Source organism: Nannocystis pusilla (assembly GCF_020073745.1).
Classification (GTDB): Bacteria; Myxococcota_A; Polyangia; order Nannocystales; family Nannocystaceae; genus Nannocystis; species Nannocystis radixulma.
Genome location: NZ_JAIRAU010000019.1, coordinates 138,000 through 158,979 on the forward strand (window position 1 = coordinate 138,000; position 20,980 = coordinate 158,979).

At 67.6% G+C, this 20,980-nt stretch carries 18 protein-coding genes and 1 pseudogene; 8 read left to right on the forward strand and 11 right to left on the reverse strand.

Features of this window, described 5'->3' with window-relative positions:
- A complete protein-coding gene (locus K7C98_RS15700) occupies nt 1-996 on the reverse strand; it encodes a hypothetical protein (protein WP_224192478.1) in 996 nt (331 codons plus the stop codon).
- A gap of 477 nt (nt 997-1,473) precedes the next feature.
- On the opposite strand from K7C98_RS15700, the gene K7C98_RS15705 reads away from it, so the two are divergent.
- Nucleotides 1,474-2,487, forward strand: coding sequence for a hypothetical protein (locus K7C98_RS15705; RefSeq protein ID WP_224192479.1), 1,014 nt, complete (start codon nt 1,474-1,476; stop codon nt 2,485-2,487).
- Nucleotides 2,488-2,644: 157 nt separating this feature from the next.
- On the opposite strand, the pseudogene K7C98_RS15710 reads toward K7C98_RS15705, so the two are convergent.
- Both K7C98_RS15710 and K7C98_RS15715 read right to left on the reverse strand, forming a co-directional pair.
- Nucleotides 2,645-2,885: pseudogene (locus K7C98_RS15710) on the reverse strand (oxidoreductase); the annotation flags it as partial.
- Between the two features lie 237 nt (nt 2,886-3,122).
- Nucleotides 3,123-3,512, reverse strand: a complete 390-nt coding sequence (locus K7C98_RS15715; RefSeq protein WP_224192481.1) for a hypothetical protein — start codon at nt 3,510-3,512, stop codon at nt 3,123-3,125.
- Nucleotides 3,513-3,554: 42 nt separating this feature from the next.
- On the opposite strand from K7C98_RS15715, the gene K7C98_RS15720 reads away from it, so the two are divergent.
- Both K7C98_RS15720 and K7C98_RS44810 read left to right on the forward strand, forming a co-directional pair.
- Nucleotides 3,555-3,929, forward strand: a complete 375-nt coding sequence (locus tag K7C98_RS15720) for a DUF1993 family protein (protein WP_224192482.1) — start codon at nt 3,555-3,557, stop codon at nt 3,927-3,929.
- Nucleotides 3,898-4,338 carry an IS66 family transposase gene (locus tag K7C98_RS44810; RefSeq protein ID WP_224192483.1) on the forward strand — a complete coding sequence of 147 codons (441 nt, stop codon included), beginning with the start codon at nt 3,898-3,900 and terminating at the stop codon, nt 4,336-4,338. Before K7C98_RS15720 ends, K7C98_RS44810 begins: the two co-directional genes overlap by 32 nt.
- Before the next feature lie 314 nt (nt 4,339-4,652).
- Here the strand turns inward: K7C98_RS44810 and K7C98_RS15730 are convergent, their stop codons facing one another.
- Complete coding sequence (locus K7C98_RS15730; protein ID WP_224192484.1) at nt 4,653-6,599, reverse strand: multicopper oxidase family protein; 1,947 nt, start codon at nt 6,597-6,599, stop codon at nt 4,653-4,655.
- 725 nt (nt 6,600-7,324) lie between these two features.
- On the opposite strand from K7C98_RS15730, the gene K7C98_RS15735 reads away from it, so the two are divergent.
- Complete coding sequence (locus tag K7C98_RS15735) at nt 7,325-7,729, forward strand: hypothetical protein (RefSeq protein ID WP_224192485.1); 405 nt, start codon at nt 7,325-7,327, stop codon at nt 7,727-7,729.
- Nucleotides 7,730-7,968: 239 nt separating this feature from the next.
- Here the strand turns inward: K7C98_RS15735 and K7C98_RS43635 are convergent, their stop codons facing one another.
- Nucleotides 7,969-8,103 carry a hypothetical protein gene (locus K7C98_RS43635; protein WP_263429527.1) on the reverse strand — a complete coding sequence of 45 codons (135 nt, stop codon included), beginning with the start codon at nt 8,101-8,103 and terminating at the stop codon, nt 7,969-7,971.
- Nucleotides 8,104-8,292: 189 nt separating this feature from the next.
- On the opposite strand from K7C98_RS43635, the gene K7C98_RS15740 reads away from it, so the two are divergent.
- Entirely contained in the window at nt 8,293-9,705 is a 1,413-nt protein-coding gene (locus tag K7C98_RS15740; protein WP_224192486.1) for a sigma-54-dependent transcriptional regulator, read from the forward strand.
- Nucleotides 9,706-9,858: 153 nt separating this feature from the next.
- On the opposite strand, the gene K7C98_RS15745 is transcribed toward K7C98_RS15740, so the two are convergent.
- The 4 genes from K7C98_RS15745 to K7C98_RS15760 form a co-directional block, all read right to left on the reverse strand.
- Nucleotides 9,859-10,170, reverse strand: coding sequence for a hypothetical protein (locus K7C98_RS15745; RefSeq protein ID WP_224192487.1), 312 nt, complete (start codon nt 10,168-10,170; stop codon nt 9,859-9,861).
- 35 nt (nt 10,171-10,205) lie between these two features.
- Nucleotides 10,206-11,291: a mechanosensitive ion channel family protein gene (locus tag K7C98_RS15750; protein WP_224192488.1), complete on the reverse strand. Its 1,086-nt coding sequence runs from the start codon at nt 11,289-11,291 to the stop codon at nt 10,206-10,208.
- A 190-nt stretch (nt 11,292-11,481) separates the two neighbouring features.
- On the reverse strand, nt 11,482-11,973 hold the full coding sequence (locus K7C98_RS15755; RefSeq protein WP_224192489.1) for a metal-dependent hydrolase: 492 nt from the start codon (nt 11,971-11,973) through the stop codon (nt 11,482-11,484).
- Nucleotides 11,974-11,976: 3 nt separating this feature from the next.
- The gene (locus K7C98_RS15760; RefSeq protein WP_224192490.1) at nt 11,977-12,837 is read right to left on the reverse strand and encodes a class I SAM-dependent DNA methyltransferase; all 861 of its coding nucleotides are present in this window, start codon (nt 12,835-12,837) and stop codon (nt 11,977-11,979) included.
- 778 nt (nt 12,838-13,615) lie between these two features.
- Here K7C98_RS15760 and K7C98_RS15765 point away from each other — a divergent pair.
- Genes K7C98_RS15765 through K7C98_RS15775 form a run of 3 tightly spaced genes read left to right on the forward strand, consistent with a single transcriptional unit; the run spans nt 13,616 to nt 16,934 of the window.
- Nucleotides 13,616-13,756, forward strand: coding sequence for a hypothetical protein (locus tag K7C98_RS15765; RefSeq protein WP_224192491.1), 141 nt, complete (start codon nt 13,616-13,618; stop codon nt 13,754-13,756).
- An 11-nt stretch (nt 13,757-13,767) separates the two neighbouring features.
- Nucleotides 13,768-15,204 (forward strand): purine-cytosine permease family protein, encoded by a 1,437-nt coding sequence (locus K7C98_RS15770; protein ID WP_224192492.1) that lies wholly within the window; start codon nt 13,768-13,770, stop codon nt 15,202-15,204.
- Nucleotides 15,201-16,934 carry a choline/carnitine O-acyltransferase gene (locus K7C98_RS15775; RefSeq protein ID WP_224192493.1) on the forward strand — a complete coding sequence of 578 codons (1,734 nt, stop codon included), beginning with the start codon at nt 15,201-15,203 and terminating at the stop codon, nt 16,932-16,934. The genes K7C98_RS15770 and K7C98_RS15775 overlap by 4 nt, the downstream gene beginning before the upstream one ends.
- A 23-nt stretch (nt 16,935-16,957) precedes the next feature.
- Here K7C98_RS15775 and K7C98_RS15780 read toward each other — a convergent pair whose 3' ends face one another.
- A complete protein-coding gene (locus tag K7C98_RS15780; protein ID WP_224192494.1) occupies nt 16,958-18,382 on the reverse strand; it encodes an OmpA family protein in 1,425 nt (474 codons plus the stop codon).
- Between the two features lie 153 nt (nt 18,383-18,535).
- The gene (locus tag K7C98_RS15785; RefSeq protein ID WP_224192495.1) at nt 18,536-20,293 is read right to left on the reverse strand and encodes a hypothetical protein; all 1,758 of its coding nucleotides are present in this window, start codon (nt 20,291-20,293) and stop codon (nt 18,536-18,538) included.
- Nucleotides 20,294-20,980 lie beyond the last annotated feature (687 nt).

Here is a 20,980-nt window from a genome sequence, read left to right on the forward strand (position 1 = left end):
CTACTGTGGGATGAAGTTCGAGCAAGCCTCGAAGCTCATGTCGGTCGCGGCATCGAACCCGGCGCTGTAGTCCTCGTTGAGGCAGTCCTCGACGAGCCGTTGCGGGAACTGGTTGAACATCTGGCAGAGGCGATTCGGGTACGGAGGGTGATCGCAATACTCTTGACTCGGCGGGCCGACGAAGAGCACGACGATCGAGCTGAGGTCGCCATGCTTGGCGCCCCGTACCGTCTTGAACCAGTCATAGGGCTTGCCCTCCGAGGTATCGTCGAGGGTGCTCGTCACGAGGGTGACGACGAGGAGCGCATCGTCGCGGAGGAAGCCCTCGTTGCAGCCTCCCGGCGCGTTGATGTCGGAGCTGACGGCGGCGACGAGCGCGTCGCCGAGCCGGTCAAGCCCGCTCGCGCCTACCTGGGCGACGCACGCGAAGGTCTCCTCGAGGTCGGGCTGATCCTTGGTGAGGTAGCGCCTCCCCCCGGCGATGTCGCACGGCTTGTTCGCGGCGACCCGCCCCGCGTTGAACACCACCCCCGCGCCCCAGGTCAGGTCACGCTGTCGGGACATACTCGCAGGGGTAGTCGCTCCCAGGCTCGCACCAATCGGTGAACGGGCCGGGACACTCCTCGTCGCAGTATTGGCTGCCCCAACGGGGGTCACCCTTGGTGACGAGAATGTGGTAGTCGAAATCCGCGAATTTCGCCTCGATCGTGCTAAAAAGTGCGGAATCGTGGCGACGAGGCGATCGTAGTACGACTCGCCGACGTCTTGCTCAAGAGCCATGTGCGCGTCGCGCGAGATCACGAACAGGAAGTCGACCTTGCCCTGACACCCCGCCGGCTGCGGGTTGCTGCCGTCCGGGATGTCACCCACGTCGAGGTTGACAGTCGTGCCCGACGAGGAGGTCGACCCGGCGTCGCCGCCCGTGCTCGCCGAGCTGGCCGTCGTCCCCGTGGAGATGGTGCCGGGACTCGTGGTCGAGGCATCGGTCGTCCGCACGGGGAGGGACGAGGCTCCGGGCCCTGTTCCGAACCCGGACTGGTCGCCGTCCCGCGGCGCGCAGGCGACGAGGAGCACGAGGGCGGCAAGAGGGGGGGTCCGAGGTTAGGGGCTCATCATGCGCTTTTTAGCGCAGGCGCCGCCCGCGATCCACGGATTTGGCACGCTCGAGTGCGCGAGCGCTTCCACGGCCTCATCCACGCCGGCCACTTCCTCCTCGCCCGCTCCGGCCCAGGTCATCGTCGAAGTGCACGAGCCGTCGTGCGGCCATTGGAGGGCTGGGGTGTCCGAGGACATGTCTCCGCTGTCTCCGGAGACAGTTGGGCCACCGGCGGAGGCGATGGGTTGAAAAGCGTAGAGATTCTCGTGGGCGGTCCTGGGCTCGGCGTTCGCAAAGCCTGACTGACGGTGGCGGTCACGTCAATCGACGGGCCGCTGCCGACTGGTCCACTTCGCATGCATCACAAGGAGAACACCTTGAAGACCACGAATCCGCTCACCATCCGTGCACGCCACCCGCTCACCCTCCTCGCGGCGCTCTGCATCCTCGCCCCCGCCGTCGGCTGCGACAACGAGCCCGAGGCCGGCGTCGAGAACGGCGCCGCCGACCTCGTCTTCGCCGACGAGGCTTCCGCCTCGACGAGCAAGGTCGTGGGAGAGTTCGTCCACGCCGGCAACCCCGACGCCGCCGATCCCGGTGATGACCTCACTGAGGATCCCTCTGACGAGGGAGTCAAGGTCGTGCCCCTCGAGGAAACCGAGGAGGCCACGTCGACGGCGAACTCGAACATCGTCGCGTCCTTGCAGCTTCCCGAGGGCGGCGAAGTCCACTTCATCGACCTGGGCCCGCCGGAAACGCCCGGCATCGCGACGATCTACAGCGGGCACTCCGCCACGGTCGGCGCGTTGCGTGCGCACGGGGCCACGCCTCTCGAGCTCTTCCTCGCGCTTGCGCCGGCCGAGGACGTGCCTCCGGATGCGCTATTCGCGCATCACCGGCGTCTCGCGTCGGAGGGCCTCGCCGAGCCGTCGCCCCGCAGCCTCTCCCTGGACGATCTCGCACTGCCGCCCGAGGTGACAAAGGCGCTCTCGTGGACCGGGCAGTTGTCGAATTGTTCTGGCTACTCCACGACTGCCACGTACTTCTCAGCGGCGAAGGAGCTCGTTGAAGACGATTTCGGCTTCGAGCTCGGTGCACACGATCAGGAGTTCCACTCCGCGCTCACCTCCAATGTCTCCGTGGTGTTGGGGTCGTCGACGTCTGGCTGGCTCGCCTCCTGCCGCAAGAGCAAGGGCCCCGACAACACCCCGAACCTGAACCAGCGCTTCGACCAGTACTCTGGCGGCGTTTGGACCACCTTCTGGGACCCCGGGTTCGTCGATCAGAGCTGGGGCTGGGCGTTTGCGTACAGCGACACGGTCAATCGAAACTTCAGGATGGTGCTCCAGACGATCAATGACGATACGGCATACGTCGCCGCGCGTTACTGACCGTCGCGGCCGCTATAGACATTCACCCGCTGGTTGTCCGTCACGGGCTCGAGCTTGCCCTCGCCCCGCCTGAACGGATCGGCACGGCACCGTCGATCTCATCCTCCACGCTGCCGGGCCGGCTTTCCGCCCGAGGTCCGCCTCGGGCGGCGACGCTTCAGAATTCGCCCGCCGTCGGTCGCACGATGATCTCGCTGAGGTCAACGTCATCCGGCTCCTCGGCGGCGAACTTGATCGCGCGGGCGATCGCAGCCGCCGGGAGCGCGATCCGGCGGAACTCTCGCATCACGTCGCGGGCGCCTGGATCCGTGATGCTATCGGCGAGCTCCGACTCGACCACGCCCGGCGAGATCGTCGTCACCCTGGCGCAGCCCCTCCGAGATCGCCCGCACCGCGAGCCGCGAATACAGCCGCCTGTTCGGCGCCCCCCTGCGCGCGACCTCCGGCGCCTCCGCGACGCGGCCAGCTCAGCCCCACCGGCATGAGTCGCGGCGAGCAGGATGGGAGAGTCGCCGCGGCTTCCGTGACGGCCGATCAAGCCATGCGATCGAGGAGACAGCGGGCGTACCTGTGGTCTCACCGGCGACCGAATCGCTGCAGGCGGCGGCTCCGCAGCGAGACGGCGGCGGAGCCGCTCAGATGCACTCCCACACGGCGCCGACCAGGGGATGAACGTGGGCGCCGTCGCCCGTCTCGTTGAGCATGTCGCCGACGTCGGGGTGCGCCTGCGTCAAAGCGTAGAGCTGCCGGGCGCGGTCGTCGGCCTCCTCCGATTCACCGGCGACCATGTAATAGGGGATGAGGTTGCGCAGCAGCCAGACCTGGAGCGCGAGAGTTTGGCCGTTGGTGCGGTCGATCGCCCGCTGCACGTGGGCGGCGGCGTCTCTTTGGGGGAACATCTTGGCGAGGAACATCGCCAGGCGCAGCGAAGGCGCCGGGTGGTCGCTGTCTTCGGCCAGCTGCCGCAGGAGGTCGTGACAGGCGCCGACCCACGGGGCCTTCTCGGCGTCGCCGATGTCCGGCACGAGCCCCTTCCCGACCGATCCGCTTGCCCGTCCCGATTCCTCATGCGCCCAGCCCGCCCGACCCCAGGTGATCCGCTGACCCGTCAGGTCCAGTTCGTCTGCTTCCAGGCGATCGACGCGATCGCCCACCTGACCGGCCAGCCGCAGCCCCCGCTCGAGACCCCCGACGAGACCCTCGAGCAGCTCCAGCGCCGGATCGCCGCGACGATCGCCGCGCTGCGCGACGTCTCCCCCGACGCCCTCGCCGACGCGGCCGACCGCCCGGTCCGCCGCGTCCTCGGCGACCAGTTCATGCTCGAAATGACCGGCTTCCAGTACCTGCGCGACTTCTCGCTCCCGAACTTCTACTTCCACCTGGTCACGACCTACGCGATCCTCCGCAACCATGGCGTCGACCTCGGAAGGCCGACTACATAGGCCATATCAGCTACGCCCTGCGCCCGCGCACATAAATCATTCACGTGCGACGAGCAGGCCGAGGTCGCCCGGCGACGACTCGGCGATCGCCGCGGCGCTGGCCTACGCACGCAACCAGCCGGCGGCCCTCCGCCGCTTCCTCGACGAGGGCCGCCTGCCGCTCGACAACAACATCTCCGAACGCGCGCTTCTCCGCGCAATGGGGCCCGAGGGCGACGGAGCGGGGCGGTGGTCGGCGCTGTACGACAACACGGCACTCGGGCTCAACGAGCGCGGCTACGACGTCGTGCCCATCTCCAGCTGCGTCCACCGCTCGCTCCCGTCCGCCGCGCTCCTGCGCGCCTGCGCCTTCAGCCGAGGTGCGCGACGCGCTGCTGTCGAGCGTCCGCGGCACCCGTGGCGACGATGACGACCACACGGCGTCCGCCCCGAATTCTCCTGATACAGGCGCTGACGCTCCGGGCGATAGTCTCCCCAAGGATGGGCGGCACGGCATTGCCGAGTTGAATCAATTACTCGCAGGGTTGGCCGCAAAACACAAAGGAGTCACTGAAAGACTGCACTCGCGCTGCTTCCCGGAACGAGAGAGAGCGGGGTCTCGAAGTCGGATGCTCGTCTCGGGCGTCATATCATCACATCCGTCGCCGGGAGCCGAATGTCGAGGGTCCTCTTGCGCCCCCCAGCTCGATCTTGTACTTGCCCAGCACAGGAGGTTCCGGGGGCTCATTCGCTCTCGCAAGCGTCATCCACCGGCGGCGGTGGGCATGCCGCGTCCTGCACCTCGACGACCTGCATCATGCCTTCATCCTCGTGCTCCAGGATGTGGCAGTGCAGCACGTACTGTCCCTGGAAATGCAGGAAGCGCGACAGGAACGTGAGGGTGCCGTCGGCTTGCCCGTTCGTGGGTATGATACACGTGTCGCGCCAGATCGGCTGTGACGGGTTCTTCCCGTTGATGGACGTCACGAGGAACGAGTTGACGTGGATGTGGAAGGGATGAACCGACGCTCCCGCCGGAACGGTGATTTTGTTGATGATTGTCCATTCTTCCACGGCCCCGAGGTGGACGCATTGGTCGACGCGGCCGTGGCAGAACGTCTTGCCGTCGATGGTGAAGTGCGCTACTTGGGCATCGTCCACGGTCACCGCGAATTCGACCTGGCGCGTGTTCGTGACCTCGTTACCAGGCTTCGACGTGTCGTCGAACGGCGGGTAAAGCGCTGGCGGCGTGAGCACCTGCGGGATCTGAAGGCTCGTGTCCGACTCCCCCGAGACGACCACGGTGGCGAGGACCTGCGGCTCCCAGCAGACGAAGTCGGGGTAGCCGAGCGCCACCATCTGGTAGGTGCCCGCTTCGAATTGGACGAGCATGTCCACGCGGCCCCCCGGCGGGATGACGTACTCGACCTCGGAGACGGGGTTGGCGAGCGGCATCTTCAGGGGTGCGCCGTACGTGATCCCGTCCGTCGCGACCTGGTAGTAAGTGGCCGACTTCGCTCGAAGCTCGTCCCGGTTGAGCGTGGGTTGAACCTTGGGCGGTGAGGCGCAAGAATAGCCAAACGGATCATAGTCGGGCTTCGGCAACGACGTCGCGGCGTCCACCTGATCGTCCGGCACGCGGAGGAAGGCGATGTCCAGCGGAGCACGAAAGCCCGTGTGAAGCAGCCGAAAACGCTGCACCTCGCTCGGGCGCATGCGAATGACCGGATTCAGCTGGCCGTTGATGTGGAAGAAATCCTCGACGCCAGAAGGAAGGGGACCGGCATGGCCCATCTCCCCATACGTCGCGAGGCGGGTCTTTCCATCGCACGAGTCCTTGGTCTGGATCATGTACTCGCCGACGACGAGGAGCTGCTCCTTACCCTGCCCCGGCCCGGGCTCGGGAGAGAACAGCCTGTCGAGGTCGTCTCTCTCTTCGTCGCGGATGATGATCGCCCCGACCATCCCACCTGCCACCTGGATCGCCGTCGATCCGTGCATGTGCGGGTGGTACCAATAGGTCCCGGCTGGATGACTGGCCTTCGTCCCGTCCGGCATGTCGATGTCTCGTGGGATATCGAAGACGAAGTCGTAGGTTTCGCGAGGACGGATCTTCAGGAACACGTCATCTCCGGGCTGACCGGGGTCGACGTGCAGGCCGTGCGTGTGGAGGTTGGTCGTGTTGTTGTCCGTGCCCGCGCCGTGCCCGTCGTGCCCGCCGCCGCCGCTGCCGCCGGCACAGTCGGGGGGGTCGACGGCGCTGCCGTCGTCCGGAAGGTCGTTGATGAGCTTCAGCTTGAGCTTGTCACCCGGGCGGAGCTCGATGCTCGGGCCCGGGACCACCCCCGTATACGTCGTATCGCCGAAGCTCGCCTCCCCGTGATTGACCTTGAGACCAGTGTATGCGCGGGTCATGAACGTATACTGGCCCACCGTCACCTCGGTCTCGGTGATGGTCATCTCGATATCGAGGAGCCCGTCCCGGGATCGGACGCTGGCGGGCGTGAAGAGCTCGCCATTTTCGATCGGGTTTGGCGGATTGTCGTCATCGCTCGAGCTGCAACCTGTGATGTCGGGCAGCAAGAACCCAGCGCCAAGCGTGGCGCCCACCGTGAGGAAGCCGCGCCGATCCAGCGTCAGCGCGGCATGGGGCCGATTGTTGCCAGATGAAGGATTTTTCTGAGCTTTCATGGATCTTCTCGCATCGGTCGAGGTCTTTTGAATGCGATCTCGCCGCCTCACCTATCGGATCAGGATCGCTGGCGGCCCAGCACGTCGATGTTCATCGGCGCCAAGAGGACGGTCGACGGACATGCCTTGAGCGCCGCTTCATGCGTGTGGGTGACGTCCATTGGAGTTCTTGGGGGTCAAGAAGTTCGAGGCGGGTATCTCGAGCCTCGGGGTGGATGGGACCGCCGGCCATGGCGAGGCTCAAGGGTGAAGAGCCAGGACCATCCCGTTGCGATCCAAAAAACTTCGAACTTTTTTCGTGCCCTTGCAGGCGACCTTTTCGAGCTCGCTCGACGCGTGCGAGCGAGGGACGTCTGCCGCTCGACAACAATATGTCCGGGCGCACGTTCCCAAGGCCGCCGGTGCGTCCGGTGGGCCATGGGTAAGGGACTCTGGCCGCTCGCCGAGGTCCCGGAGCTGGAGTGGCCCGAAATCCTCATCCGGAAGATCGGCTCTCTGGGCGCCCATTGTCGATCCTGATCTTGGCGATGGGCGCCCGTCCTGCGGACGGGTGGGGTCGGGCGCAGGACCGTGATGAGCGAGCTTACGATTTCTCTTGGGAACCAAGCGCCGTTAGAAGTACCCTCAACCTCGCCTCCCGTAGCACGGGCCATTCTCAAACTTAGCCTCCGGTAACTCGGGGTCGTGCTGAATGGGCAGGTAGATCCACTCGAGGACCAAAGATCATGAAGAGAACTCTCGCCATCGCCGCCCTGTTGTTCATCGGATCCGTCGGGACCGCCGTCGCGGGAACGTACGCCACGGTGACTGCCTCCGCGCCTGCTACGACCGTGAATGTAAGGAGCACGGCGAAGATCTCGATCGTTCCCAGCTCCGGATTCCGCCTGAACATGGAATATCCCACCAAGCTGGTGATGGTCGCACCGAGCGGCGTGACCATGGAGAAGGCCGCGCAGGTGCGCGCGGAAGCGGTCAAGTTCGAGGAAGCGAGCGCGGAGTTCGTCGTGGCGTTCACCGCGTCGTCGGTCGGCAAGAAGACGCTGACGGGCGAGCTGAAGTACGCCGTGTGCAAGGCCGCTGACTGCATTCCCCAGACCGCGAAAGTCGCGATCAACGTCGATGTCAAGTAGCCGCTTCGCCGGCACGTAGGTGCCCTGACGCTCGACGCGAGCCTAGGTGGCTCGCGTGATCGACGCCGGACTGCCGGCGCTCGCGGGCGCCGGTCCATCGAATACCGTGGCGGATAGCGGCGCCGGCTGGAGTGGCAGCTCGTGGCAGCGCCCGCTCGACGGTCTCGGACGCGCAGGGGCCGGGCGAGCGACCTGTCCCACCCGGTCGGTCGGCGGTTCGCCGCCGTCCACGCTCGCCGTCAGTCGATCAGCTTGAACTCGATACGGCGGTTCTTGGCCTTGCCCTTGGCGGTCGCGTTGGTGTCGATCGGCCGGTCGGGGCCGAAGCCCCGAGTCTCGCGCGGGCCGGGCGGTGGCGCAAGTCCATTGATCATTCGCGCGTCGCCGAGCCCTGACAGTGGGCGCCCATCGCTGGCGCCCGAATCGGCGGGGGGCGCCCACGCAGGGGTGCCCGCGGGGAGCGCTCGATCCGAACGGCCACGGCCTGCGCTCGATCCAGAAGGTGCGCCTGTTGTACAAGTGGTTCGCTCGCAATGCCGCACCGCGGTCCCCAGGAGTCCACGTTGACCGGCAGCTCGATCCGCGGGCCGGGCGCGCCGCCGGCCGGGCCCGAGCCGACCGTCCCGGCGCTGATGCTGATCTGGTCGCACGACGAGCCCGAGCGGGTCGGCGAGGTGTTTTGCCTGCCGCGCGGGGCGGTCGACGTGCCGTTCACGATCGGGCGGGCCGTCGAGCCCGGTGAGGACGGGGCCCTGCCGCTCGTGCTGCAGCAGTTACGCCCGTTCTCGAAGGTCGACACCGGCCCGCTGCGCGACGCCCGGGTGTCGCGCTGGCACATGCGCGTCCGCGCGCTCGCAGACGGCGGGCTCTTGGTCGAGCGCCTCGGGCGCGGCGAGTTGCGGGTCAACGGCCACGAGGTCGAGCGGGCGATCGCCGACCCCGGCGACGTCGTCGAGGCCGCCGGCCGGTTCGCACTGCTGCTCTCGCGGCGGCCGTCCGCGTGGCCGCGCGGCGAGCCGTGGGGTCCGCCGTTCCCCTTCGGGGCAGCCGACGCGTGCGGGATCGTCGGCGAATCGCCGGCTGCGTGGGAGCTGCGGCGGCAGGTCGCCGCGGTCACCGGGCTCGGCGGGCCCGTGCTCGTCCACGGCCCGACCGGCGCGGGCAAGGAGCTGGTGGTGCGGGCGCTGCACGCCGGCTCGCCGCGGGCCGGCGCTCCGCTGGTCGCGCGCCACGCCGCGACGATCCCCGAGCCGCTGATCGACGCCGAGCTGTTCGGCAACCTGCGCGACTACCCGAGCCCCGGCATACCCGACCGCGCCGGGCTGCTCGGCGAGGCCCACGGCGGCGCGCTGTTCCTCGACGAGCTCGGCGAGCTGCCGCACGCGCTGCAGGGGCGCCTGTTGCGGGTGCTCGACTGCGGGGAGTACCAGCGGCTCGGCGAGCCGCAGCGGCGGGTCAGCGACGCGCGGATCTTCGGCGCGACCAACCGCGACCTCGCGGAGCTCAAGCACGACCTGGTGGCCCGGTTCGTCCACCGCCTGCGCGTCCCCGGCCTCGACGAGCGGCGCGACGACGTGGCCCTGCTCGTGCCGCACGTCCTCGGCGGCTTCGCCGGCGCGCACCCCGAGCTGCGCGCGCGGCTGTTCGCGGGCGACCGGCCGCGGACCAGCGCCGCCCTGCTCGCCGCGCTGGTGCAGCGCTCCTACTCGGCGCACGTCCGCGAGCTGGTCGAGCTGCTGTGGCGAGCCGTGACGACCAGCACGGGCGGCGTGGTCGAGACGCTGCCGGACCTCGCCGTGACGCGCCCGCCGCCGCGGCTGCCGGAGCCCCACGTCGCCCCGGGCGAGCTCACCCGCGAGGAGATCGTCGCCGCGCTCGCCGCCTGCGACGGTGTACGCGAGCAGGCATGGCGCGCGCTGAAGCTGCGCAGCCGCGATCAGCTCAAGCGCCTGATGAAGAAGTACGACATCTCCTGAGGATCGCGCGGCGTTGGCCCACCGTCTGCAGTAGCACGCGCAGCCGTGGCAGGCGCTGAAGCTGCCGGCCGCGATGGACTCGAGCGCGCCACAGATCAGCACGCACCCCCTGAGAAGGGAGCGCGATGCTGAACGTCGTCCAGCTCTTCGAGGTCAGCGCGTCGGCCGGACGTCGATGAGCTCGGCCTGCTGATCCCGGATGCTCTGTTGACTCTGGGCGGTGGCGAACTCGGCCTGCTGATCCTGGACGTCGATGAGCTCGGCCTGCTGATCCTGGATGCTCTGTTGCTGTACGTTGGTGGCGAGCCCAACCTGCTGATCCTGGACGTCGATGAGCTCGGCCTGATCCCGGATGCTCTGTTGACTCTGGGCGGTGGCGAGCTCGGCCTGCTGATCCTGGATGTTTTGTTGCTGCTGGGCGCTGACGAGCTCGGCCGGCCCCGACGCGAACTTGTTTTGGTTCATCTTTTGATCTCCGTTTGGGTTTGTTGCTGGGGGAATCAAGGGTCTGCCAAAACCGCCGGTGAGCCGACGTACGCCTGAATCGGCAGAGCGAAGCGGATACCGGCCGCCTCGAAGCGCGAGATGACCTCGAGGTTTACCCAGGTCTTACCCCGACAGATCTTTTCGTACTCGTCGGGGAACTGACGTGCCTGCGCTGAAGTCCATCGAAGGATGCCGTACCAGAATTCGATCTCGAAGTATCCGTGGCCGATCTTGTCCAGGGCGATCCACGGGGAGTTGTCGAGCAAGGGTCCGTCGACCGCGATCTGGTGGAGTATCTCGGTGGCACTCTTCAGCTGCGCCGCGGTGGTCTCGGGCGCGAGACGCAGCCGCAATTCCTGGAAGTAGACGCTCTGGCTGTCGATGTTGATCACCACGCTGTCCGTGAACCTCTTGTTCGGGATGAGGACCGTCCGCCCGTACCAGTTTTTTACGACCGTCTGACGCAGGCCGACATGCTGGACCCACCCATCGATGCCGTCCACCTCGATCCGCTCGCCGATCTTGAAGGGCCGCTGTGTCAGCACGAGGACGCCACCGAACACGTTCGCCACTGTGTCCTGGGAGGCGAGGGCGAGGGCCATACCGCCGAGACCGAGGCCGGCGAGGATCGCCGAGACCTCGAAACCGACGCTGTTGAGCGCGCTGGCGAGGCCGATGATCCAGATGACGATGTTGATGATCGTGCGCAGCACGGCAAAGAGGTGGAGATCGACGCCCGCCCCAGGCCTCTTCGCATAGGGCTCGAACACCCCGCGATGAACGGCGTCGTACGCGTTCGCGGCCAGCCACGTGAACACCACGACGGTGCAAAACACCGTCGCGTTGTTGGCGATCTCTCGCACCCCCACGGGCAGAGCGAGGGACTCGGCCGCGATCCGGACGCCGAAGAGCACCACCAGCGCCGTGACCGGATCGCCGGCGCCGGCGGCTACGCTCACCATGAATTCCGACTTGAAGCGCTTGCCGAGCAATCGAATGAATGCGCTGATAATCCATCCGGCCGCGAGGGAGCCGACGACGATCGCCAGCGCGATGATCCAGTGCTGGATCGAGTTGCCGAGGTAGACGGAGTCAAGCATGAACGTGCTCCTCATGCGGCCGGCCGGCCGGAGGCGACCTGCTGCAAGTCATGACGTGGCCCATAGATCGAGAACTTATGAATCGAGCGGGCAGCGGGGGCGGTTCGTCGTGTCTTCCGGCTTCGCGCCGGAACGTCCTGAATGGCTCGACGAGACCGGCAAAATCGGGGTTCGGCGGACGGATGCGCACCTAGGCCACCAGGTACAGAATCGTCCCCAGGAAGCACCAGGCGAGAGCGCAGCGGCGCAAGGGCCACTCCCACGAGTCCGAGATCGACGGCACCTCCCAGGTCGACAGGGGAAAGAGCGGTCGCATGGCCCATTCCCCCTGATGCGTGAAATAGTCCACGACGACGTGTAACGCGTATGCCACGAACAGCCCGATGACACCGCCCCACCACGCCAGCGCTCCGAGGACCGTCAACGCCAGGAGGCTGTAAGGTAGATCCCAGCTCCAGGCGACCCAGGTGGGGTGACGGCGCCTGCACCCTTGCCAGTCCTCGTGATGGGGGATGCAGAGCGGCCGCCCGCGCTCGCTACCGAGCTTCAAGCCCAGACGCACGAAGCAGAAGTCAGGCGCGAGAGACGCCAGCGCGTATTGAACGGCGGGTCCGGCATGAAGTCCATCTTCGAAGTGCGTCGACAGGATGACTCCCATTAGAGCGTGGCTGACGATGTCCATGAGTCAGATCTTCCTCGCCACGCAGATGCAGACGCGCGCCACATCTCGAAGCGGAAAAATATCCTCCAACCATTCCGCAAACGGATCGAGACCGGAGCGGGCCAAGCTGGCCAGGAGATCGCAGGCGAACCACCCTGCGCCGAGGGCGAAGCCGAGCAGCGCCTCCGTGTCCGGCAGCTCGATCGGCTGCTCCAGTTCGGTGACCTCCATCAACTCGAAGCGCTGCGCTCGCAGCTCCGCCGCGAGGTGGAGAGGGCTGCGGGGTACGCTCATCTGAGCCCGGAGTGTCGCTTCATCGACGATCCGAAGCGCCAGTCGCTGCATGTGTCGAAACGACTCCGCGGTGGTCGTGACGATGGACCAGAGGCCGTCGGGCTTCAGCGCCCGGGCGATGCCTTTGGTCAACGCGTCGAGCTCGACGTAGTTCAGGAGAAAGTGCGTCATTGCGAGATCGATCGACCGAGGCTCGGTCCGCCGAGCGGCGGTGACCGCGTCTCCGCACACCAGGCGCGCCTCGGGGAGCTTGAGTCGCGCGAGCTCGACCATGCGCGGCGAGATGTCCACACCGCGCAGCTTCGCCGCCTGCAAGCGATGGCGCACCTGGCGAAGTGTCTCGCCGGTGCCCATGCCGAGATCGAGCACCTCGGGGTCCTCGCTCACGTGGCGGGCGGCTTGCTCGAGGGCAATCCGGCCGCTGGTACGGATGATGCCGAAAGGGTCCTCATCGTAGCGGTGCGCCACGTACTCATCGTAGATGTCGGCGATACTCACGCCCATGATTCGCCTGGCTCCTTCATAACCTTCGAGAAAGACGGCATCGAGCGCCCCGCTCGGCAGCTCGACGATGAGATCGGCAGGGCCCAATGGTGATCCAGTATGCTATGTGATCATCGCAAGTCTGCGACGTCGCGCAGTCGCGAGATCCCCGAGGACCGCCCAGCTCATCACCCTGGGAGGAAAGACTAGGGGTTGCCCGACTCCGCGACATTGTGCAATGTCGAGCGTTTGTGCGAATTTAACTGTCATCCGAAAGTCGCAGCATGGTCGATAGCCTCCTGACTTTCACTTGTACGAAGGACATGGCATCCCGTCAAGCAATAACAGCGAGGTTCGATCATTGTTAAATGCGCGCGCTGTGTTGGCGTTTGGGCGCCCGCCCGAATGGGCGGGCGCCCATTGTGCTTGGCGTGGTCGCGTACGCGCCGGCGCCAGAGGCGCCCCGCGGCCGTCGTCGCTCAGGGGATAGGAAGGATCGCGACGCGTGCGGGGGATGGTGCGTTCAGGTCTTCGCGGTGCACGCGTGTGCTTGGGGGTGCAATTAATTATAGAACTGCTCCTGCCTGCTCTAGCGAATAAGATGTAGAAGTGATTTCCCGCCGGACGATCGGCCTTTTGAGCGAAGTCGTCCCCTCATCGTTCAAGATCGGCCCCGGGCGGCCGGCCGGATTGGAGTTCGTCGAGGCGGAGCTTGAGTATGCGAGGAGTGCGGCGATTGTGAGCGAGGCTATGTGTAGGCTGTATGCCGCAAGTGCGCGTCGCTAGCGCTGTCCGCTTGTTGCGGACACGTGCAACTCCCACTGGCACCGCGGCGCGCCGTTGTCTGGCCTTGACCAGCCTTGCCTCGCGTGACAAGAATAAACTCGTGGAATCCGAGCTCGAACGTCGGCTCGCGGTGACCCTGGCGGAGGTCGAACTGTCGACCGCGCTCGGGTCCATCGATCTCTGGCTGCTCACGGCCGTCGTGGGGCTCATCTCCGTCGCCAGCGTCGCGTTCGTCGTATGAATCCGGTGTCGATGCCGTCAGAGGCGACCTTCGGGACATGGCCTGTTCTGCGGGTGGAGCGAGTGTGGGGCTTCGGCGACTTCCTGTGGGTGAGCGTCGGTCTGGCCATCGCCACGTGGGCCTTCCTGAGCGGCGGCGCTACCGCGGCTCTCGTCGGCTTCCGCGATGGGGTCGCCGCGACGATCCTCGGCAACGCGGTCGGTGTGGCGCTCGCGCTGCTCGCCGGCGCGGTCCCGTGTCAGCGCTACGGCGTCGAGCAATACACACTGCTGCGCAGCGTCTTCGGCGCGCGCGGGTCGGCGCTCCTGGTCTTCACGATCATCCTGATCGACGTGCTCGGGTGGTCCGGCGTGCTCGCGGTGATGTTCGGACGCGCCGCCGTGCAGGTCGGCAACGCGGTGCTCGGCGCCAGTTGGGAGCCGAACGGGTGGGCGGTGACGGGCCTCGGTCTGCTGGCCCTGGCGCTCGCATGGTGGATGTTCGCGGGCGGGCCGTGGGCCATCCGCGCGCTCAATCGGATCATCTCGCCTGCGCTGGCCGTCCTCACGCTCGTCATGTTCGCGCTGCTGCTCACGGCGACGCGATGGGAGACGCTGCTCGGCGCGCCGCCGCTGGCCCCGGCGGAGGGGGGGCCCTGGCTCAACTTCATGCTGGCCGTCGAGCTCAACATCGGCGTGGGGATCTCGTGGTGGCCGGTGATCGGCAACCTCGCACGGTTGACGAGAGACCCGCGCACGGCGCTGTGGGCGGCCTTCCTCGGCCTGTTCCCGGCGACCGTCGTCGCGCAGGTGGTCGGCCTCGTGGCCGCGCTCGCGCTCGGGAGCGCCGATCCGACGGCCTGGATGATCCCGCTCGGCGGCGTCGGGCTCGGCCTCACCGCGCTGGTATTCATCGCCGTCGCCAACCTCACCAGCCTGACCTCGATCGCGTACGGTACGTGCGTCGCGCTGCGCCAGTCGAGCGCCTCGCTCGCCCGACTCGACTGGCGTCGCCTCGGCGCGCTCTTCTTCGCGGCAGCCTCGGCGCTGTGCTTCGCGCCGGCGCTGCTGTACGACCACTTCCTCGCGTTCGTCACGTGGACCGGCGCCGCTCTCGCGGCGCTGTCGGGGACGATCCTCGCCGATTACTATGTGCTCCGGCGCCAGCAGATCGCGCTGCGCGGTCTCTACATCGTCGGCCCGGCCAGCCTGTATCACTATTGGCGCGGCTATCAACTGGCGGCGTTCCTGGCGACCGGCCTCGGGCTCCTCGCGTACGTCGCCCTCTACGACCCGCAAACGCTGGCGCACGCCCCGCTGTTCATGTGGCTCACCGCGTCCGGCCCAGCCGTCATCGTCGCCGGCGTCAGCCGGTTGCTCATGGCCCCGATCATGGACCGCCGGGCAGGGCGACCAACTCCTCCACCGTGCGTTCCACGCGGTCGTGAAACAGGCTCTGCATCGTCATGATGCTCCCGAGCCGGCCCATTCCGCGCCTCGAGGAGGCAATGCCGCGACTGTTCGCCGCCGCGGCGCCGCTGCTCGGGGAGCGCGAGTTGACGCGCGCACGGCTCTTCTTCGGCGGGCTCGTGCCCGTGCTCCGGTGCGCCGATCGTCGACTTCGCGAGGCAGCGCACGAAGGCGAGACCGACTGGAGCGAGCGCGCTACGCGGAACTATTACCTTGCGCTACGCGGGGGGCTGCCCTTCCAAAACCACTTTTTCCTCGTGCTGGAGGACGATTCGGAGAAGACGACGGTGGTAGCGCGAGCCGCGAGCCTCGCCGCCGGCCTCCTCGCCGTCGCCCACGAGATCGAGCGAGGCTCGATCGAACCCGACATCCTCGCGGGCGTGCCGCTCGAGATGGAGCAGTACCGGCGCACGCTCTTCGCCACCGTGCGGATACCGGATGCGCGGCACGATCGCTTGGTTCGACGCGAGCCCTGGGCGCGTCACCTCGTGGTCGCCGTGCACGGCGCGTTCTGGGCGGTGGACGCGTTCGTGGGAGATGCGCCGGCGACGGCCGCCGAGCTCGCGCGCGCCTTCGAGAAAATCGTCCTGGACGCGAAAGCAACGGCAAACACTCCCGCAGGGCCCGGGCCGGCCACCGCGCTGCCGCGGGAGGCTTGGTCCGCGGTGCGCACGTCGCTCGCGGCGGAGGGAGCATCGCGCTCGGCCCTCGAAGCCGTGGAGGACGCGCTCTTCGTGGTGGCGCTCGACCTCGACAGCTTTCCCGCCGACGCCCCCGAGATGGCGGACCTCGTGCGCCTGGGGAACCTCGAGAACAGGTGGTTCGACAAGAGCCTCCAGCTCGTCGTCTCCGGCAACGGGCGCGCAGCGCTGACCTTCGAGCATTCGGCGGTCGACGGACACAACGCCATGCGCGTCGCGGCCGAAGCGCACGCGCGCGGCACAAAGGCGTCTCTCGTGGGAAGCGCCGCGGCGCTTTCCCTGCGCCCGCTCGACTTCTGCCCCGCGCCGCGCGTGCTCGGCCTCCTCGACGACAATCGCGCATTCCTCCAGCGCGAGCGTGCCGGCCGGAGGACGCTGACCTTCGACGCGTACGGGCTCGGGGCGGAGCGCTTCCGCGCGCTCCGGCTCGGCATCGACGCCCCCGTGCAGCTCGCTATCCAGCTCGCGGCGTACTCGATCTTCGGCGAGCTCCCGGCGGTCAACGAGTCGGTGCAGATGCGACGATTTCGTCACGGCCGCTACGACACGGTGTACACGGTGACGCCCGAGTCGCTCGCGTTCGTGCGGGACGAGGGGCGGGATACCGCGGGGGCGCGCCTCCGTGCGGCGGTCGACGCCCACCGGCGCCTCGTCGACGCTTGCAAGCGCGGTGAGAGCCCGGTGCTCTACTTCACGGCGCTCCTCGACGCCCAGGAGGCGCGGTCGCGGGTCCGCGTCGAGCCGGACGGCCTCTCCGCCTTCGGGCGCACCGTCCTCTCCGACCGCGGGTTCCGGGAGCTCATGCATCCGCGAGTCACCACGTCGAACGCCGGGGCGCGCCCGGGCGTCGACGTATTCGGCTTCTCGGACGCCGAGGGAGGTGTGCTCGGGGTCGCTTACCTCGTGAAGGCCGATCGTACCACCATCCACGTGAAGGCAGACGGCGAGCTGCGATCCGAGCTGCCGCGCTTCGTAGCGCGGCTCTCCGACGCGCTCGAGTTCATCGCGCAACTCGGCGTCGCCGGCTGATGAGCGCCCATCCTCTCGCTCGATCAATCGATCAGCTTGAATTCGATGCGGCGGTTCTTGGCTTTGCCCTTGGCGGTCGCGTTGGTGTCGATCGGCTGGTCGGGGCCGAAGCCTTGGGGCACCAGGCGCTGACCGTCGATCCCGTGCTCGACGAGGTAATTGCGGACTGCCTCGGCGCGGCGCTGCGACAGGTCCATGTTGTGCTCGCGATCGCCGTCCGAGTCGGTGTGGCCCTCGATCCGCCAGCGCGTCTCGGAGTACTCCTTGAGGACCTTGACCGCCTTGTCGAGGATGGACTTCGACCGGGGCTTGATCGTGTCCTTGTCGACGTCGAAGTAGATCCCCTCGAGGACGCCGGAGATCTTTTTGACCTCCTTCGGGATCTCGTCGGGACAACCGTCGCTGTCGGCGATCTGGTTGTAGACCTCCGGCTGGTCCGGGCACTTGTCGACCTTGTCGATGATCTTGTCCTGATCCCGGTCGGGGCAGCCCTTGAGCTCCCGCGGGCCCGGCTCGCTCGGGCAGAGATCGATCTGCTCGGCCGGCACCGGCTGATTGGGATCGAAGAGCCCGTCCTTGTCGCTGTCGACCAGCGGACAGCCCCGGTTCTCGCGCGGCCCGGGCTCCTGCGGGCACGCGTCCTCGTCGGCCGGCGCGACGCCGGCCTGGCCCGGGTCATACAGGCCGTCGCCGTCGGTGTCGCGCAGCGGGCAGCCCCGGTTCTCACGCGGCCCCGGCTCTTGCGGGCACGCGTCCTCGTCGGCCGGTGCAACGCCGACCTGGCCCGGATCGTACAGACCGTCGCCGTCAGTGTCCCTCAGACTCTGCGCCGGCGCTTCCTTCTGCTTGCCGAGTCGGAGCGACAGACCGAGCAGGATCTCGAGGTTGTTCGAGCGCGCGTTGCCGACGCCGCGGGCGGTGGCGACGTTGTCGACGATGTCGAGGCGCAGCGCCAGCAGGCGATTGATGTAGAACTTCACGCCGCCGCCGACATTCAGCGTGGGATCGATGTCCTTGCCGAGCGACGGCGAGGAGATCCCGAGGAGGCCGAAGCCGACCCGGATGAACGGCGCGATCCGGTACGGGAGCTGGGCCAGCACGACCGGGCGGAAGGTGTAGAGCGTCGCTGGGCGCCCGTCCGCCACCCTCATCGGCATGACGCCGCCCTCGAGCTCGAGGCCGAGGAAGCTCAGCGGGTAGTAACCGACGCGCAGGCCAAGGTCGGCGCCGGCGCGTGCGAGCCGTTGATACCCGAACCCCTCGACCCCGAGGTCCGGCTCGTAGAACTCGTGCCGCGTCGACGGGAGGAACACGCCGCCGTAGATCCCGAGCTCCCACGAGTTTCGGACGGGCCGGTACCGCTTGATCCACGGGGTCCGCTCCTCCGCGGAGCGCGGCTGGGTCGTGCCGGCGGTCGAGGTCGCCGACGCGGCGGGCGGTGTGGTCACGGTCGCCGAGCCGGAGGCGGCGTCCTGCGCCGACGCCTGGGCTGGTCCGGAAGCGAGCGCCGTCGACAGGAGCGCTGTCAGAGTGGTGGTGCGAACGATTGCGGTGGTCGTCATGATGGGGCCGCTTCAGTGAAGTGAGGGAGGAAGAGCCCGCTAGTCGCACTTGGGGCCGAACATGAGGTCGTCGACCGGCGCCGCGAGATCCGGGAGCTTCGTAAAATCGTTGGACCCGTCGAGCGCGACCGAGAGCAGCGAGTTCTGGTCGCACGAGAACGCGAGCTTGGTCGTCGGATCGTACTCGAGGCCGCTGCCGTGGGCCTCTTGCGAGACATCGGCGACCCGCGTGGCGGTGCCGTCGGCGATGCTGACGCTGTAGATCCCGCCCGAGACGGAGTCGGAGACGAGCAGCCGGTCCTCGTGGCAGTCGTAGGTCATGCCGCAGTCGCCGACGTTGAGGGTCTGGCCCTCGAACATCAGGGGCTTGATGTTCTCGAGCGAGAGCGAGCCGTCCTGGTTGAAGATCAGGAGCTGGTCGACCTGGCCGTCGATCCCGTAGAGGTTCCCGTCGCGGTCGAAGGTGATCCCGCAGATGTTCTTCTTGTGCGCCGCGGGCAGGGCCGTCGGCGTGCCCCCGCCGCAATAATTCATTGTCACGAGGCTGTCGCGGAAGGCAAGCGCTGCGTAGACCGAGCCGTCCGTTGGGTTGACGGCGAGGCTGGTCGGGATCCACGGGTTGAGGAGCAACACGTCGACCGAGGCGTACGAGGTGAGGGACCCATCGTCCGTGTGGACCTCGAGGATCTCGCCGGTGGCGAGCGGCGCGGTGACGAGGACGTTGTTGCTCGGGTTGAGGTTCGGGTTGACGTCGAAGCAATCGCTCCCGGGCGTGACACCGGGCCCCGGCCGCGCGTCGCCATGGTCGTCGTCGTCCTCGTCCTTCATGCAAGCGTTCGCGTCGTCGTTGGGCGCCGCGCCGGGGAACGTATCCGCGCCGAGGTCGTCGCAGTCGGTGCCCGGGGTGACGCCGGGGTTCGTCGGCATGTCGTCACCCCAGTCGTCGCCGTCCTCGTCCTTCATGCAAGCGTTCGCGTCGTCGTTGGGCGCCGCGCCGGGGAAGGTGTTGGCGTCGCCGTCGTCACAGTCCGGCCCAGGGTACTCGGGCGGATAGGCGTCGCACATCGACAGCCAGCCGTCGCTGTCCTTATCGCTGCACCCGCCGCAGCTCGCCCAGGCGTTCATGTTCGCGTCGTCGCAGTCCGTGCCCGGGACGACCGAGCCCATGCCCCCCTCACCCGGAGGATCGCTGTCCCCCCAGTCGTCTTCGTCCTCGTCTTTCATGCAGGCGTTCGCGTCGTCGTTGGGCGCCGCGCCCGGGAAGGTCTTGCCGCTGCTGTCGTCGCAGTCGCTCCCGGGGACGATCCCGTCGCCGCCGCCGTCGGGAGTGTTATCGCCCCAGTCGTCGTCGTCCGCGTCGCGCATGCAGGCGTTCGGGTCGTCTTTGGGCGCCGCGCCTGGGAAGGTCTTGTCGCTGCCGTCGTCGCAGTCGTCGTCGTTGTCGACAGTTCCAGGCGGCGGGGTGTTTCCCGGCGGCACGTCGGTGCAGGACGCCGGGTCGCCGAAGCCGTCCATGTCCGCGTCGACGCACCACTGGCCGCCGTTTCCACCGGTCGTCGGGGTCGTCATCGACTCGGACGGGTCGGCCGTGCTTTCCGACCCCGCGGTCTCGGTCGCCGACAGCGCGGCGACGCAGCTTGCATCCTGCTGCCAGGCGAAGCCGTCATCGCTGCAGACCTTCTGGCACCCCGTGACAAGCGAGAGTTCGAGGAGCAGACCGGCGGCGAGGACGGACGCTCGTGGGCCGCTGATGTGGAAGCACGGGCGACGGAGAAGCTCGGAGCGCAACGCGATCATGCTAAATCCTGGGAGCGTGGGAAGTCTGAATCGTAGGGACATTTCGCCCGGTGTTGCAAGTACATTGTCCACGGGCGGGATGAGCGCCGATCGCCAGCAGTGGGCGCCCACTGGGCAGCAGTGGGCGCCCGCTGGGCGCCCTTCCGCGTCGTCCGGTCCTTCCTTGTCGAATGAGTCGTGCACGCACCTCGACGAGGGCCGCAAGCCAAGCCTGCGGACGCCGAGGTCAACCCGCAGCTCGAGCGGCCCCCTGATGGGCATTATGGGCGGGTCGTCATTGGCGCTATGGCGCATCGCACGACAATACACGCTTGCCGACAATTTCTATGGCCGCCTTCGGCGGCCCTTTACTCAATTACCAATGACTCTTGTGCGCCTGCACGCCGGCCTAGCGAGTGCTGACAATAGTTCGGCAGCCGGCCTAGATCGATCGTCGGCTCGGATGGTGCCATACTGAAAATCGTCGCCAACGACGAGGTCGCGCCCGTTGTTCAAGAGAGCGACTCGCATGCCGCACCGCGATTCCCAGGACTCCACGCTGACCAGCCGCGGGCGAGCGCGGCCCTGCTCGCCGCGCTGGTGTAGCGGGCCTGCTCAGCGCGCGTCCGCGAATTCGTCGAGCTGCTGTGCCGGGCCGTGACGACCAGCACGGACGGGGCCGTCGAGGCCAGCCGCGACGTGTCCAGC

Excerpts from the sequence above, each read along its gene's own strand:
- K7C98_RS43635 (WP_263429527.1), bottom strand. The coding sequence starts at position 8,103 with ATGATCAATGGACTTGCGCCACCGCCCGGCCCGCGCGAGACTCGGGGC.
- K7C98_RS15730 (WP_224192484.1), bottom strand. The coding sequence starts at position 6,599 with ATGAAAGCTCAGAAAAATCCTTCATCTGGCAACAATCGGCCCCATGCC.
- K7C98_RS15775 (WP_224192493.1), top strand. The coding sequence starts at position 15,201 with ATGATGCTCCCGAGCCGGCCCATTCCGCGCCTCGAGGAGGCAATGCCG.
- K7C98_RS15755 (WP_224192489.1), bottom strand. The coding sequence starts at position 11,973 with ATGGACATCGTCAGCCACGCTCTAATGGGAGTCATCCTGTCGACGCAC.
- K7C98_RS15770 (WP_224192492.1), top strand. The coding sequence starts at position 13,768 with ATGCCGTCAGAGGCGACCTTCGGGACATGGCCTGTTCTGCGGGTGGAG.
- K7C98_RS15720 (WP_224192482.1), top strand. The coding sequence starts at position 3,555 with ATGCGCCCAGCCCGCCCGACCCCAGGTGATCCGCTGACCCGTCAGGTC.
- K7C98_RS44810 (WP_224192483.1), top strand. The coding sequence starts at position 3,898 with ATGGCGTCGACCTCGGAAGGCCGACTACATAGGCCATATCAGCTACGC.
- K7C98_RS15750 (WP_224192488.1), bottom strand. The coding sequence starts at position 11,291 with ATGCTTGACTCCGTCTACCTCGGCAACTCGATCCAGCACTGGATCATC.
- K7C98_RS15745 (WP_224192487.1), bottom strand. The coding sequence starts at position 10,170 with ATGAACCAAAACAAGTTCGCGTCGGGGCCGGCCGAGCTCGTCAGCGCC.
- K7C98_RS15785 (WP_224192495.1), bottom strand. The coding sequence starts at position 20,293 with ATGATCGCGTTGCGCTCCGAGCTTCTCCGTCGCCCGTGCTTCCACATC.
- K7C98_RS15735 (WP_224192485.1), top strand. The coding sequence starts at position 7,325 with ATGAAGAGAACTCTCGCCATCGCCGCCCTGTTGTTCATCGGATCCGTC.